This window comes from Yersinia sp. SCPM-O-B-9106 (C-191) (assembly GCF_026183365.1).
Lineage (GTDB): Bacteria > Pseudomonadota > Gammaproteobacteria > Enterobacterales > Enterobacteriaceae > Yersinia > Yersinia rochesterensis.
The window spans coordinates 3,471,300-3,486,193 of sequence record NZ_CP110791.1 but is presented as its reverse complement, the minus strand read 5'-3'; the positions used below and the strand labels follow the sequence as shown (position 1 = coordinate 3,486,193).

Here is a 14,894-nt window from a genome sequence, read left to right as displayed (position 1 = left end):
CAGCGGGAATGGATAGTGGAAAACAGCAGGGGATAATGTCAAAAAACGTATTCAGCCTGCTTGCTCATCAAACCAACTTTCCAGGATGATCACCGCGGAGGCGGCGTCGACACTGCCTTTGTCCAGTGCGCGATAACCGCCACTGTCAAATAAATTGGCACGCGCCTCGACGGTGCTAAGGCGTTCATCCTGTAAGGCAATCTGGACACCAAAACGGCCATGTAGGCGGTTGGCAAACCTGCGCGCACGTGCCGTGAGTGGTTGTTCGGTGCCATCCATATTCAATGGCAGCCCGACGACGACTAAATCAGGTTGCCACTCTTTCAGCAGTTTTTCGACTTTTTGCCAGTCCGGTGTGCCGTCCTGAGCTTTAAAAGATGTCAGCGCTCTGGCGGTGCCAGTAACTTCCTGACCAATAGCAACGCCGATACTTTTAGTACCAAAATCAAAGGCGACAATTGTGCGATTAGCCATCAGGCGTGTCCTGCTTGCGGGGCAATATTAAAAATATTGATACCCAGTTTATTGGCCGCGGCTTGCCAGCGTTCAGAGATCGGAGTGTTAAACAGGATATTACTGTCTGCTTCAATGGTCAGCCAGGCATTGTCCAGCAGTTCTTGCTCCAACTGCCCCTGTTGCCAGCCCGCATAACCCAGTGCTACCAGCAGATTTTTAGGCTGTTCCGGTGTTCCAAATGTCGCCAGCACATCTTTAGAGGTGGTTATCATGGTATCTGGTGAGATAGGAATACTGGAGCCGAAACCTTCCTGCGGCGAATGCAGGATAAAACCGCGATCTTCCGCCAGTGGGCCACCCGCCAATACTGGTTTATCCAGCCGAATGGAGGGATCTCGTGGGGTTGGGTTGATCTTCAGTTTTTTCAGCACAGTTTCTACTGTGAATTGTTCAATCGGCTTGTTAATGACCAAGCCCATCGCACCCTCTTTATTATGTTCACAGATATAGATAACTGATCGCATAAATTGCGGGTCCTGAAGTGACGGCATAGCGATAAGAAAATGATGCTGTAAATTCATTATATTATATAGGGAGTTCGCTGAGTTAAGGGGAAAACTCCGCCAGTATGCGGATAAATGCGGATAAAGTCACGGGTCCCCTTTGTCCTTGAAGCCGCAGGGTTGTTGGCTACGCTCACGCACCCGAATCACTTACTCGAGTAAGTGATTCGGGGTTTGTTCTCTTGCCGCCTCCAATAACTTTGGGGAGAGGGCATCGGGTTTATTTATTCGCTAACCGAGCTTCGATTGCATCCATCAGCATGCCAGTAATCGAAACATCTGGGAAAGCGGCTTCAATTTCGCGAATGCAGGTCGGGCTGGTGACGTTAATTTCAGTTAGGCGGTCGCCGATGATATCTAACCCGACAAAAATTAAGCCTTTTTTCTTCAGCGTCGGTGCTACAGCACGGGCAATTGCCCAATCACTTTCACTCAGTGGGCGGGCTTCGCCACGGCCACCGGCCGCCAGATTTCCGCGAGTTTCACCTTGTGCTGGGATACGCGCCAGGCAGTAAGGCACCGGTTCGCCGTCCACGACTAACACCCGCTTATCACCATCTTTAATGGCAGGCAGGAAGTTTTGCGCCATACAGAATCTGCTACCCAGTTCGGTCAAAGTTTCAATGATAACCGACAGGTTCGGGTCATCTTGTTTCACGCGGAATATTGAAGTGCCGCCCATCCCATCCAAGGGTTTCAAAATGATATCGCCGTGTTCCTGATGGAACTTGCGGATATGCTCTTTGCTGCGGCTAACCAGTGTATCGGGGGTTAAATCCGGGAACCACGCGGTAAACAGCTTTTCGTTACAGTCGCGTAAACTCTGCGGTTTATTTACCACCAGAGTGCCTTTATCTTCCGCACGTTCCAAAATATAGGTGGCGTAGATGAATTCAGTATCAAACGGCGGGTCTTTACGCATCAGAATGACATCAAGGTCATGCAGCGGTAAGTCTTGCTCAGCACCAAAACTGAACCAGTCATCTTTATCCTGTTTCACACTTAGCAGGCGGGTGCGCGCGCGGCCATCACCACCACGCAGGTAAAGGTCGCCCATTTCCATGTAATGCAGTTCCCAACCACGGCGCTGTGCTTCCAACAGCATGGCGAAGCTGGAGTCTTTCTTGATATTAATGGACGAGATTGGGTCCATGACGATGCCGAGCTTGATCATTCTTCTCTCCTAATGGGAACTCATTTTATCCCAGGTCGCCAAACCGCACCTGTAAAGCAGTGATCGCGGTAAGGGCGGTAGTTTCGGTACGCAGCACTCGCGGCCCTAGCAGGATATCAGTAAATCCAAGGCGCGAGGTCATGGCAATTTCATCGGCAGAAAGGCCGCCTTCCGGGCCAATCAACAAACGCACTTTGTTGAGTGACGAGGGAAGGGTATTAATGCTGTTGCTAGCTCGCGGGTGCAGATTGAGTTTTAAACTGTCATCTTGTTCCGCGCACCAGTCGGTGAGCTGCATTGCCTCACGGATTTCTGGGATTTTATTGCGCCCGCATTGCTCGCAAGCCGCAATAGCAATTTTCTGCCACTGCTGAATTTTCTTCGCCAGACGTTCGCCATCCAGCTTAACGCCGCAGCGCTCAGAAAACAGCGGAGTAATCACGTCGACACCCAGTTCAATCGATTTCTGGACAGTAAATTCCATCTTTTCCCCACGGGAAATGACCTGTCCCAAATGCAGATTTAAGGGGGATTCGCGGTCTTCCAACTGCCCTTCGGCTAACCGGACAACCAGGTTTTTTTTATCCGCGCGGATAATTTCAGCTGCAAAAACCTGATTACTGCCATCAAATAATTGCAGACTTTGGCCTTCAGTCATCCGTAGCACGCGGCCAACATGATTGGCGGCTTCATCACTGAGCGCCAATTCGGTATTTGCCTGCAAAGGTTGCGGGTGATAAATGCGAGGTATGCGCATGAGTTGTTTGAGCCCTGAAACGAAAACTTTGACCAGTATACTAGATTAGCCTTTTTGCTGCTGGCAAGCCTGTTGTACATAAGGGTTATGATTCCCTTGTGCTTTTGCCACCCGCTCGTCACGCAGACATTCCCAGTTTGTCACCGGATATTGGCGATTCCACACCTCGAACAGCTTGCTTTGCTGACTGGAAAGCCGCAGTTGATAGTGGTCGCGCATATAAAAGTAAGTCCGCGCAATGGCACCGCGCGCGCGTACAGGGGGTTCAGCCAGCTTATTTTTGAAGTCGACTTTCATGTCACACTGGCCATATTGACCTTTGCCGCCATTCCATTGGGAATACATGAAGTTGTTGCGGTCGCCATTCACCTCGCCAATAGCGGGTTGCAGGTTATGCAAATCAGTTTCTATCTGGCGATAGACTGGATCTTTAGCGCAATTTTTGCGCCCGCCTTGCTGCCAGCACTGGCGTTGGTGGCCAAATTGCCAAGCTGGGACGACATGCTCCCATTCAATCCGTGCTGCGCGCTGGGCATTTTTCCGCGGTTGATAGCCGCAACTCTTCAGGTCTGGAACCCCTTTTTTGCCTTGCCAGTCAATTTTGCAGCCACAATAAAAACTGCCGGGCGCATCCTGGTTAATTTTTGCCGCAACCGCTTTGGCCTGAGAAAAGTTATTGATACTTTGGCTGTAGCCGGGGAGCGCAAGCAGTGGGGAGGATAAAACCAACAGGAATAGAAGTTTGCGAAACATATCTCAAAACAGCCTAATGATAAAAACAGGCAGATTATAGAGAATAGCTATGGATGGCAAGTTAACTTGCTGTTTTATAACAACTAACGTTAATTGCTAACAGCTTTTTTCGCGATAAATTGTAGTTTTTCACCACACTCTCGGCAGCGGTATTCGCTCTCACCGCGCTGTACTTTATTGTGGCGGCGAATGGTTAAAGCATGTTGTTGGCATTTGCACTGATAATTAAAAGTCTGACTGCGCACCGAGGTCACTTCAAACTGATGAGTGCGGCTAGCCGGGACTTGCAACACATGCTCCATCATCCAGCGCCATTCTTTACCATGGGGAGCCACCCGACCAAATTGGCGATAAACCAGTAAATGCGCCAGTTCGTGAGGTACCACTTCATCAATAAAAACCTGTTGATTTTCCAACAATAATACTGGATTTAAACGGATTTCGAAGGATTGTAGATAGGCGCTGCCCGCGCTAGTACCGCGTTGATGATAATTGATTTTAGGCTCCGGATAGTCGGTGCCAAGATGCTGATTCGCCAGCTGTAATTTATGGCGCAAACAGCGCATAACCGCTTGCTGTAGCGCGATGGGGATTCTTAATGAACTCATATTGCGGAAGAATAAAACGGCAGATAGTCAGATGCAAGCGGGTCAATGGGACTATTTTTAGTCGATCATTATGTAAAAACATATAATATAAAAATATATAATGATTCCAAAGTGCCAGAGATACATATGAATAACCATAAAACGATCAGTATGGATCTGATGAGGTACGCGGCAGGGCAAGCCTGTGACGTGCTGCGAATATTGGCGAATGAGGATCGGCTGCTATTGCTGTGCCAACTGAGTCAGGGGGAAAAGGCGGTCGGCGAACTGGAACAGGCCTTAGGTATTCACCAACCGACACTCTCACAACAGCTCGGTGTATTACGCAGTGATGGGTTGGTCAACACTCGCCGAGAGGGGAAGCGCATATTTTATTCAATCGCTGATAATAAGATATTGGCGCTGCTTGAGCTGCTGTATCAGCTTTATTGCCCACAAGATAAGGAGGGCGCATGACGATAGATTGGGCTAATTTCACCCCCTACAGCGCACTGGCGGGTGGGGCGCTATTAGGTATTGCCGTAATAATCCTATGGCTTTGCAATGGCCGCATTGCCGGTATTAGCGGCATTTTAGGCGGATTATTGCCGCCAAAAGCGGGGGATATTTCCTGGCGCGTTGCTTTCACCCTCGGCTTGATTGCTGCTCCGGTGATTTATTCTCTCTTTGCTGCTCTGCCGGTGATTCAGATTGATGCGGGCTTGCCGGTTCTGATCGTGGCCGGATTATTGGTCGGGATTGGCACTCGCTATGGTGCAGGTTGCACCAGCGGGCATGGTGTCTGCGGATTAGCGCGTTTTTCACCGCGTTCATTGCTGGCGACACTGAGTTTTATGTTTGCGGGTTTTGTCACTGTATGGCTTGTTCGTCATCTATTCATTTAGTCGATAGGAAGGGAATATGAATTTACTTTTCTCATTGCTTGCTGGGGTGGTTTTTGGCCTGGGGCTGATAGTTGCAGGTATGGCGAATCCAGCTAAGGTGCTGGGTTTTCTGGACATTGCTGGCTCATGGGACCCTTCGCTAGCACTGGTGATGGCCGCCGCAGTCGCTATCGCGACATTAGGTTTTGGTTGGGCTAAAAAACGTAAAACCAGTTTGCTGGGACAACCTCTCCAATTGCCAACATCTACGCGAATTGATCGCCGTTTAATCGGCGGTAGTGTGTTATTTGGTATTGGCTGGGGGCTGGCGGGGATATGCCCTGGGCCAGCTTTAGTTTTATTGGGGGCGGGCATATACAAAGGTGTTATTTTTGCCGCCGCGATGGTGGCAGGAATGGCGATATTCAGCTTGATTGAGCGTTACCGACAATCATAAAAATAAAGTATAAAAAAACCCCGCTTGGCGGGGTTTTTGCGATTGAGAACTGATCGGCCGAAACTTATTTCAGGCCAGCAGCATCACGCAACAACGCGGCTTTGTCAGTTTTTTCCCAAGGGAATTCTTCACGGCCAAAGTGACCATAAGCGGCAGTTTTGCGATAGATCGGGTGCAGCAGATCCAGCATTTGGATCAGGCCATAAGGGCGCAGTTCAAAGAACTCACGTACCAAAGTGACCAATTTATCTTCAGAGATCTTCCCGGTACCAAATGTTTCCACCATGATGGAAGTCGGCTCTGCCACACCGATAGCGTAAGAAACCTGAATCTCGCAACGGTCAGCCAAGCCAGCCGCGACGATATTTTTTGCCACATAACGAGCAGCATAAGCGGCAGAACGGTCAACTTTGGATGGGTCTTTACCCGAAAATGCACCGCCACCATGACGTGCCATACCGCCGTAGGTATCAACGATAATTTTACGGCCAGTCAGACCACAGTCACCCATTGGGCCACCGATAACAAAACGGCCTGTTGGGTTAATATGATATTTAGTGGCAGCATTGAGCCACTCGGCCGGCAGAATCGGCTTGATGATTTCTTCCATCACCGCTTCTTGTAAATCCGTCAGGCTAATATCTTCTGAATGCTGAGTTGACAGAACAACCGCATCAATACCGATAATTTTTCCATCGTCATATTGGAAGGTAATCTGGCTTTTCGCATCCGGGCGCAACCATGGCAAAGTACCATCTTTACGCACTGCAGCCTGGCGCTCGACCAAACGGTGAGCATAAGTAATGGGTGCTGGCATCAAGACACTGGTTTCGTTGGTGGCGTAGCCAAACATCAAACCTTGGTCACCCGCACCTTGCTCCAGTGGATCAGCACGGTCAACTCCCTGATTAATATCAGGAGATTGTTTACCGATTGCACTCAAGACAGCACAAGAATTAGCATCAAAACCCATCTCAGAATTGACATAACCGATTTCGCGCACAGTACGGCGGGTAATTTCTTCGATATCTACCCACGCGTTAGTGGTCACTTCCCCGCCAACTAATACCATACCCGTTTTGACATAGGTCTCGCAGGCAACACGTGCTTTTGGGTCTTGCTCCAGAATTGCGTCAAGTACAGCGTCTGAAATCTGGTCGGCAACTTTGTCAGGATGTCCTTCGGAAACTGATTCCGACGTAAATAGGTGTTTAGCCATTGTTTTTCTTTACCTTGAATACAAGTGAAATGTCACTGCATAGCATTGAAGTCAAGCAACTAGAGCCGCGGTTTGTATGGGCTTTTCGCTGTATTGCACTTTACAACGCCTCTTTAGGCAAAGCCTTTAGCAGTCTATCCCTTTAGAAGTCCGTCATAATTATAATGACACAGACATTCTAGCAATTAAAATGGATGGATGTATTAACATCTGGACGTCTATTTTAGGTCAGCTTTTGCTATTAACGCCAGCCCTTTTTGCATCAAGATATTTCTCACTTTGGTTGTTACTTGATTTATTTACCGCTTGATACAATTATGCCCGTCATACTTCAAGCTGCATGTGCGTTGGCTACACTCAATAACCCGAATCACTTACTACAGTAAGCTCGTCGGGATTATCTCGCTTGCCGCCTTCCTGCAACTCGAATTATTTAGGGCATGCAAGCCATTTTCATTTTGCATTTTGCTTCCGTTATAGGTATAAACTGCGCGCGCAGCTTATTCGATACGCAATGATGAAGATGGCAGAAGATGACATTAGCTCATTGTTAGATTCTTAGTGTTTCGCACTTAGTGAGAGGCGCTCAATCTTATGAGCGCATCATCGTGATGAGCACTAAAATGGCAGCGTCATTTTACTGTTACTTAATTTGTTTATTAATAAAGTCTTGTCCGTTCATTATGAGCGGCATGCGTGGAGGTGGTTGGATTAATGATCCATTGTCTACTGGTTGCTGCACATCAACAGCTGCGTCGTTCTGACGTTCAATCTCCCCTTGCAACCTCCCTTTCTTGTACACCATCAACCCGATGTTATACCCACATGGGTGCAACTCAGGATTCGCGGGCGGGTTAATTACCCCCTGAAGCACTGAATCCGGCTAGCCTGACGACTTTGCGGCTAATCCGATTCACAAAATCTCAATACGTTATTTACAGTCAAACGTATTTTACATTTAAACGTGATTTACCCTGTTTGGGGTAATGAATAGCCGAGATAAACTGCTAGTGGATTGCGCTTTATAGCGCAATATTCTGCCAATTTGGCATTCACGCGGGTTGTCCTTGCTGGTTGTAGCTGCGATAGTAGCTGACTTTATCGTCAGTATCGCAATAGAGGCGAATTATGTCTGATGATAACTTGATTGGCCGTCCGTCAGCTGCGGGCGCACATGTTTCTTTACGCTCCATGCAGGAGGTTGCCATGAATGATCGTAATGCTAGCAAGATGCTGAGCACGTATAACGTCGCCTACTGGGGTGGCAACTATTTTGACGTCAATGAACTAGGCCATATCAGCGTTTGCCCTGATCCGGATGTTCGCGAGGCGCGTGTCGATTTGGCGGAATTGGTCAAAAAAATGCAGCTTGAGCAAGGGCAACGCCTGCCTGCGTTATTCTGTTTCCCCCAGATTTTACAGCATCGCCTGCGCTCAATTAATAGTGCGTTTAAACGCGCGCGTGAGTCGTTTGGCTATGAAGGCGATTACTTCCTGGTTTATCCGATTAAAGTTAACCAGCATCGTCGGGTGATTGAATCACTGGTTAATTCCGGTGAGCCGTTAGGGCTGGAAGCGGGTTCTAAAGCTGAAATGATGGCGGTTTTGGCGCATGCGGGTATGACTCGCTCGGTCATCGTTTGTAATGGCTATAAAGACCGTGAATATATCCGTCTGGCATTGATTGGCGAAAAACTGGGCCATAAGGTGTATCTGGTCATCGAAAAGATGTCAGAAATCAAAATGGTACTGGAAGAAGCCGAGCGCCTGAATGTCGTCCCGCGCTTAGGTGTCCGCGCGCGTTTGGCATCACAAGGCTCCGGCAAATGGCAGGCTAGTGGTGGCGAGAAATCCAAATTTGGCTTGTCTGCGACTCAGGTATTGCAGTTGGTTGATATGCTGCGTGAAGCCAATAGCTTGGAAAGCCTGCAATTATTGCATTTCCATTTAGGTTCTCAGTTATCCAACATCCGTGATATCGCCACTGGTGTACGTGAATCTGCCCGCTTCTATGTGGAGCTACACAAACTGGGTGTCAATATCCAGTGTTTCGATGTGGGCGGTGGTCTGGGTGTGGATTACGAAGGGACGCGCTCCCAATCTGATTGCTCAGTAAACTATGGCCTGAATGAATATGCCAACAACGTTATCTGGGGTATCGGTGATGCTTGTAATGAGCACGGCTTGCCGCACCCCACGGTGATTACGGAATCGGGCCGCGCAGTGACCGCGCACCATACCGTGCTGGTTTCCAATGTTATCGGCGTGGAACGTAATGAGTTCAATGAGCCACAACCACCGGAAGAAGATGCACCTCGTGCGCTGATCAGCCTGTGGGATACTTGGTTGGAAATGCAAGAGCCGGAAAAACGCCGTTCTCTGCGCGAATGGCTGCACGACAGTCAAATGGACTTGCACGATGTCCATTCCCAGTATGCCCATGGGATATTGGATCTGACCCAACGTGCATGGGCTGAAGAACTGTATTTGAGCATTTGTAATGAGATCCAAAAGCAGTTGGATCCGAGCAACCGTGCGCATCGGCCAATCATTGATGAGCTGCAAGAGCGTATGGCCGACAAGCTGTATGTGAATTTCTCGCTGTTCCAGTCAATGCCGGATGCATGGGGTATTGATCAGCTCTTCCCTGTCTTGCCATTGGAAGGGTTAGATAAGCCACCAGAGCGCCGTGCGGTGTTGCTGGATATCACTTGTGATTCTGATGGCACCATCGACCATTATATTGATGGCGACGGAGTGGCAGCCACCATGCCAATGCCGCCGTATGATGTTGAGAATCCGCCGTTGCTGGGCTTCTTTATGGTCGGTGCCTATCAGGAAATTCTGGGCAATATGCACAATCTGTTCGGCGATACCGCCGCCGTAGATGTGTTTGTCTTCCCTGATGGTACGGTTGAGTTTGAACAGACCGATGAAGGCGATACTGTCGCGGATATGTTGGAATATGTTCAATTGAACCCAGAAAAATTGCTAAAACAGTTCTCTGATCAAGTGAAAGAAACGGATCTGGATACCGAGCTACAAGCTCAGTTTATGGAAGAGTTTGAAGCTGGTCTGTACGGTTATACATATCTTGAAGATGAGTAATCATTAGTAACTGATTAATATCACTTAAGGGCAAACTCAGGTTTGCCCTTTTTGTTTGCGCGACGACTGGTGATTGTCTGATTATCAACCACACTAATATTGTGATTTCTGACGATAATCTGCGAGGTGCTTTCATGGGATGGGTCAGTGTTTGTAAGGTCAATTACGTCAAACCGGACTTTCCTTTCTCAGCTCAGGTGAATGATAAAAGGATTGGCGTCTATGTCATTGATGGTGAGTATTTCGCAATGGAAGATGTTTGCCCTCACGCCAATGCATTGTTAAGCCAAGGTTTTATGGATGGCGAGACGGTCGAGTGCCCATTGCATGGCGCGCTGTTTGATATCCGAACCGGGCAATGCTTACGTGAACCAGGGGATCGGGATTTGAACACTTACCCGGTGCGGATCAATGGTGATCATCTTGAGGTTAATCTGGCGGTGGAATAAGTCATAACGCCCCTATTGTGGGGCGTTTGCATTGACAAGAGAGTGGCGGTAACTGTTATTTCTCGGCGGCGATGCGCTGGCGGATATGATCGGCGCGAGCCTGTGAGGACGGGTGATCATCAAACATGCTGCTACTGCGGCCGGCTTCCATGGTAGCCAGTTTTTCGAAGCTGGTGACCAAACCGTTAGGATCGATACCGCGCTTTTTCAGCAGGTCGAATGAGTAATCATCGGCCTCGCTTTCTTGTTTTTGTGAGAACTGGGCATTCACCAATTTCTGGCCAATATCGGCTAACTGAGACTGCGACAGTTGCCCGGCAATGCCACCGGCAGAGGCGGCGGCAGTGCGCAGGGCGGTAGTGCCATAGGCCACTTGCATCGCTTTACGCGTATGCCCCAATGCCACATGGCCCATCTCATGGCCGACGACCGCTTCCACTTCATTGTCGTTCATCATGTCCATCAAGCCGCTGTAAACACGAATACAGCCATTGGCCATCGCCCAAGCATTGACATCTTTTGTGACGTAAACCTTATAGTTAGCTGGTGTGCCATTGATATTATCACCCAATGCTGCTGAGATTTTTGCCAGGCGTTTGCCATAGGTGCTATCAGCAGAAGCTATCTGGGCTTTTTGATCCATTTCCACACAAGATTTTTCACTGAGGTTTTTGACATCAGCATCACTCAGGGTTGCAGCCTGGAAAGCCTGGGCACCGGATTGCATCAAACCATCGGTATTTATATTCTGGCAGCCGCTAAGTAATGCCGTCAGGCTCAGGGCAATCATTGAGGTACGCATTTTCATAACACTTTCTTCCTGTGGTTATGGGGCTTTTATTGTTACATTACATCAATTGCATTAATAGCTATTGCATCAGCGCAGCTTCTACTACTCTGGGCAGCACTGGTGAGATACCCAAGGTATGGCCTGATTGACAATGGATAGCGGAGATTAATGTGCTATTGGCGTCAGAGCTATAGATTTATTCTGAAAATCAGCAGACTCCATTCGTCATTAATATGGAAGTTATTGCTCATTGTGGTTTTAGTGGTTGCCGTTTCAATGTTGAGTCTGAGAAAATGGTAAACTTGAACGCTTTTTTTAATCCGACCTGGAGTAAAACATGTCCTCTCGTAAAGAGCTTGCCAACGCGATCCGCGCACTAAGCATGGACGCAGTGCAAAAAGCGAATTCCGGCCACCCCGGTGCCCCTATGGGTATGGCAGATATTGCCGAAGTTCTGTGGCGTGATTACCTGAACCATAATCCAACTAATCCACACTGGGCTGATCGCGACCGTTTCGTCTTGTCGAATGGTCACGGCTCCATGTTGATCTATAGCTTGTTGCACCTCACTGGCTATGATCTTCCGCTGGAAGAACTGAAAAACTTCCGCCAGTTGCACTCTAAAACGCCAGGTCACCCAGAATATGGCTACACCGCTGGCGTAGAAACTACTACTGGCCCATTGGGTCAGGGCATTGCCAACGCAGTTGGTTTTGCGATTGCAGAACGCACCCTGGGCGCGCAGTTTAACCGCCCGAACCATGAGATTGTTGATCACCACACCTACGCCTTTATGGGTGACGGTTGCATGATGGAAGGCATTTCTCACGAAGTTTGCTCTCTGGCGGGTACCATGAAGCTGGGCAAATTGACGGCTTTCTATGATGACAACGGCATCTCCATCGACGGTCATGTTGAAGGCTGGTTTACTGATGATACCGCCGCGCGTTTCGAAGCTTATGGTTGGCATGTCGTTCGTGGTGTTGATGGTCATAACGCTGATTCCATCAAAGCGGCCATCGAAGAAGCCCACAAAGTGACCGACAAACCATCATTGCTGATGTGCAAAACCATTATCGGTTTTGGTTCACCGAAGAAAGCCGGCACCCATGACTCACACGGCGCACCATTAGGTGTTGATGAAGTTGCCGCGACCCGTGAAGCATTGGGCTGGAAATACGCAGCATTCGAAATTCCACAGGATATCTATGCCGCGTGGGATGCTAAAAAAGCCGGTCAGGCCAAGGAAGCTGCTTGGAATGAGAAGTTTGCTGCATACGCTAAAGCGTATCCGGAACTGGCTGCTGAATTCAAACGCCGCATCAGTGGTGAGCTGCCAGCTAACTGGGCGACTGAATCCAAGAAATTCATCGAACAGCTGCAAGCTAACCCGGCAAATATTGCCAGCCGTAAAGCCTCACAAAACTCGCTGGAAGCTTTCGGTAAAGTGTTACCTGAATTCCTGGGCGGCTCTGCTGACCTGGCACCAAGTAACCTGACTATCTGGTCTGGCTCCAAATCTCTGAACGAAGATCTCGCGGGTAACTATATTCACTACGGTGTACGTGAGTTTGGTATGTCTGCCATCATGAACGGCATTGCTTTGCACGGCGGTTTCATCCCTTACGGCGCGACTTTCCTGATGTTTGTGGAATATGCCCGTAATGCAGTGCGCATGGCCGCGCTGATGAAAATTCGCAGCATCTTTGTTTACACCCATGACTCTATCGGCTTAGGTGAAGATGGCCCAACCCATCAGCCCGTTGAGCAGATGGCCAGCTTGCGTGTGACACCAAATATGAGCACTTGGCGCCCATGTGACCAGGTTGAATCTGCGGTGGCATGGCAGTATGCATTGGAACGTAAAGACGGCCCAAGCGCACTGATCTTCTCACGCCAAAACCTGGCACAACAGCCGCGCACTGCTGAGCAGTTAGCCAATATCTCTAAAGGCGCTTATGTGCTGAAAGATTGTGCTGGCCTTCCTGAACTGATCTTTATCGCGACCGGTTCTGAAGTTGAATTGGCGGTTGCTGCTGCTGATCAACTGACTGCCGCTGGCCGCAAAGTGCGTGTTGTGTCTATGCCATCGACTGATGCATTCGACAAACAAGATGCAGCTTACCGTGAATCTGTATTGCCATCTGCTGTTAGCGCGCGCGTTGCGGTTGAAGCCGGTATTGCTGATTACTGGTACAAATACGTCGGTCTGAATGGCGCAGTAGTGGGTATGCACACCTTTGGTGAGTCTGCTCCGGCTGAATTGCTGTTCAAAGAGTTCGGTTTCACCGTAGAAAACGTGGTGGCGAAAGCTCAGGCGTTGTTGAAGTAATTTTTTTTAAAACAGCATCACGTTATCAATGCTATAAATCACTGTAAAGGGTGATGAGAAGCTCGGTAATGCAGCTGTTAAAAGACCGCTTCGGCGGTCTTTTTTTTCGCCAATTGATGGATGAATTGTGCCCTTTATCAGGCAGATATTCCTTTTATGATTAGTTTGGTTTATTCTGGCTGAAGCGTTTCAGTCATAATTCACTTTCCATTTCAGCCAATTTCGCTGAGGAAAAAGCCGGAAGTATTCTGGCTGAATTGTGATAAGGCGATTAACATCTTAGGGTGCGCTGCAGTACGCTATGGGGTTGCATGATAATAACCAGAAACAGGGAGTAACATGACAATCCGTATAGCGATAAATGGCTTTGGCCGTATTGGCCGTAGCGTTTTACGCGCATTATATGAATCTGGTCGCCGGGCAGAGATTTCAGTCGTTGCAATTAATGAGTTGGCTAATGCAGAGGGGATGGCCCATCTGTTGAAGTATGACTCCAGCCATGGCCGGTTTGCCTGGGATGTTCGTCAGGAATGTGACAAATTATACGTCGGGGACGATACTATCCGGTTGATACATCAGCCAGAGATTGGGCAGTTACCCTGGGGTGAGTTAGGAATTGATGTAGTTCTGGATTGTAGCGGCGTTTATGGTAGCCGTGCAGATGGCGAGGCGCATTTAACCTCCGGTGCCAAAAAGGTGCTGTTTGCCCATCCCGGTGGACATGATTTGGATGCTACGGTGGTTTATGGTGTTAACCATCAAGATTTACGGGCAGATCACCGAATTGTTTCTAACGCGTCCTGTACCACGAACTGTATTATTCCTATTATTCAGTTGTTGGATATTGCTTATGGCATCGAATCCGGCACTGTCACCACCATTCATTCATCAATGAATGACCAGCCCGTTATTGATGCTTATCATCAAGATTTACGCCGTACCCGGGCAGCAAGTCAGTCAATTATCCCGGTAGATACCAAACTGGCAGCAGGGATTACCCGCATTTTTCCGAAGTTTTGTGACAGGTTTGAAGCTATCTCGGTGCGGGTGCCAACTATCAACGTAACGGCTATCGATTTAAGCGTCAGTGTAACAAGCCCGGTTGGTGTGACTGAGGTTAACCAGCTTTTGCAAAAGGCAGCAAGAGGCTCATTTCGTGGTATAGTTGACTATACGGAATTACCATTGGTGTCGACCGATTTTAACCATGATCCGCACAGTGCAATTGTCGATTGCACTCAAACGCGAGTCAGTGGGCAACACCTGATTAAGACGTTGGTATGGTGTGATAACGAATGGGGTTTCGCCAATAGAATGTTGGATACGACATTGGCGATGGCCAAAAGCGGTTTCTAGTATGGCATG

At 48.7% G+C, this 14,894-nt stretch carries 15 protein-coding genes; 7 read left to right on the top strand and 8 right to left on the bottom strand.

The features are described from left to right. Positions 1-51 precede the first annotated feature (51 nt). The 6 genes from ruvX to OP863_RS15915 form a co-directional block, all read right to left on the bottom strand. Positions 52-474 carry a Holliday junction resolvase RuvX gene (ruvX, locus tag OP863_RS15940; RefSeq protein ID WP_005157116.1) on the bottom strand — a complete coding sequence of 141 codons (423 nt, stop codon included), beginning with the start codon at positions 472-474 and terminating at the stop codon, positions 52-54. Further along, entirely contained in the window at positions 474-1,037 is a 564-nt protein-coding gene (locus OP863_RS15935) for a YqgE/AlgH family protein (protein ID WP_004391007.1), read from the bottom strand. The genes ruvX and OP863_RS15935 overlap by 1 nt, the downstream gene beginning before the upstream one ends. A 202-nt stretch (positions 1,038-1,239) precedes the next feature. Further along, positions 1,240-2,193 carry a glutathione synthase gene (gene gshB, locus OP863_RS15930; RefSeq protein ID WP_038631007.1) on the bottom strand — a complete coding sequence of 318 codons (954 nt, stop codon included), beginning with the start codon at positions 2,191-2,193 and terminating at the stop codon, positions 1,240-1,242. 25 nt (positions 2,194-2,218) lie between these two features. Next, entirely contained in the window at positions 2,219-2,950 is a 732-nt protein-coding gene (gene rsmE / locus OP863_RS15925; RefSeq protein ID WP_038631009.1) for a 16S rRNA (uracil(1498)-N(3))-methyltransferase, read from the bottom strand. A 45-nt stretch (positions 2,951-2,995) separates the two neighbouring features. Further along, positions 2,996-3,703, bottom strand: a complete 708-nt coding sequence (gene endA / locus OP863_RS15920; RefSeq protein ID WP_145589623.1) for a deoxyribonuclease I — start codon at positions 3,701-3,703, stop codon at positions 2,996-2,998. 89 nt (positions 3,704-3,792) lie between these two features. After that, a complete protein-coding gene (locus OP863_RS15915) occupies positions 3,793-4,311 on the bottom strand; it encodes a SprT family zinc-dependent metalloprotease (RefSeq protein ID WP_145589622.1) in 519 nt (172 codons plus the stop codon). 126 nt (positions 4,312-4,437) lie between these two features. Here OP863_RS15915 and OP863_RS15910 point away from each other — a divergent pair, with 126 nt between their 5' ends. The 3 genes from OP863_RS15910 to OP863_RS15900 are packed head-to-tail and all read left to right on the top strand — an operon-like array spanning position 4,438 to position 5,631. Then, positions 4,438-4,767: an ArsR/SmtB family transcription factor gene (locus OP863_RS15910; RefSeq protein ID WP_038631014.1), complete on the top strand. Its 330-nt coding sequence runs from the start codon at positions 4,438-4,440 to the stop codon at positions 4,765-4,767. Continuing rightward, positions 4,764-5,195, top strand: a complete 432-nt coding sequence (locus OP863_RS15905) for a YeeE/YedE family protein (protein ID WP_265525531.1) — start codon at positions 4,764-4,766, stop codon at positions 5,193-5,195. The genes OP863_RS15910 and OP863_RS15905 overlap by 4 nt, the downstream gene beginning before the upstream one ends. Before the next feature lie 16 nt (positions 5,196-5,211). Then, the gene (locus tag OP863_RS15900; protein WP_145589620.1) at positions 5,212-5,631 is read left to right on the top strand and encodes a DUF6691 family protein; all 420 of its coding nucleotides are present in this window, start codon (positions 5,212-5,214) and stop codon (positions 5,629-5,631) included. A 64-nt stretch (positions 5,632-5,695) separates the two neighbouring features. Here OP863_RS15900 and metK read toward each other — a convergent pair whose 3' ends face one another. Next, positions 5,696-6,850, bottom strand: coding sequence for a methionine adenosyltransferase (gene metK / locus OP863_RS15895; protein WP_038631020.1), 1,155 nt, complete (start codon positions 6,848-6,850; stop codon positions 5,696-5,698). Positions 6,851-7,978: 1,128 nt separating this feature from the next. On the opposite strand from metK, the gene speA reads away from it, so the two are divergent. Both speA and OP863_RS15885 read left to right on the top strand, forming a co-directional pair. After that, complete coding sequence (gene speA / locus OP863_RS15890) at positions 7,979-9,958, top strand: biosynthetic arginine decarboxylase (RefSeq protein WP_145591717.1); 1,980 nt, start codon at positions 7,979-7,981, stop codon at positions 9,956-9,958. Between the two features lie 134 nt (positions 9,959-10,092). After that, positions 10,093-10,407, top strand: coding sequence for a non-heme iron oxygenase ferredoxin subunit (locus OP863_RS15885; protein WP_145589619.1), 315 nt, complete (start codon positions 10,093-10,095; stop codon positions 10,405-10,407). A 55-nt stretch (positions 10,408-10,462) separates the two neighbouring features. On the opposite strand, the gene OP863_RS15880 is transcribed toward OP863_RS15885, so the two are convergent. Continuing rightward, on the bottom strand, positions 10,463-11,215 hold the full coding sequence (locus tag OP863_RS15880; RefSeq protein ID WP_265525530.1) for a M48 family metallopeptidase: 753 nt from the start codon (positions 11,213-11,215) through the stop codon (positions 10,463-10,465). Between the two features lie 319 nt (positions 11,216-11,534). On the opposite strand from OP863_RS15880, the gene tkt reads away from it, so the two are divergent. Then, positions 11,535-13,529 carry a transketolase gene (tkt, locus tag OP863_RS15875; RefSeq protein WP_032819983.1) on the top strand — a complete coding sequence of 665 codons (1,995 nt, stop codon included), beginning with the start codon at positions 11,535-11,537 and terminating at the stop codon, positions 13,527-13,529. A gap of 339 nt (positions 13,530-13,868) precedes the next feature. Beyond that, entirely contained in the window at positions 13,869-14,885 is a 1,017-nt protein-coding gene (gene epd, locus OP863_RS15870; RefSeq protein ID WP_038631029.1) for an erythrose-4-phosphate dehydrogenase, read from the top strand. Positions 14,886-14,894 lie beyond the last annotated feature (9 nt).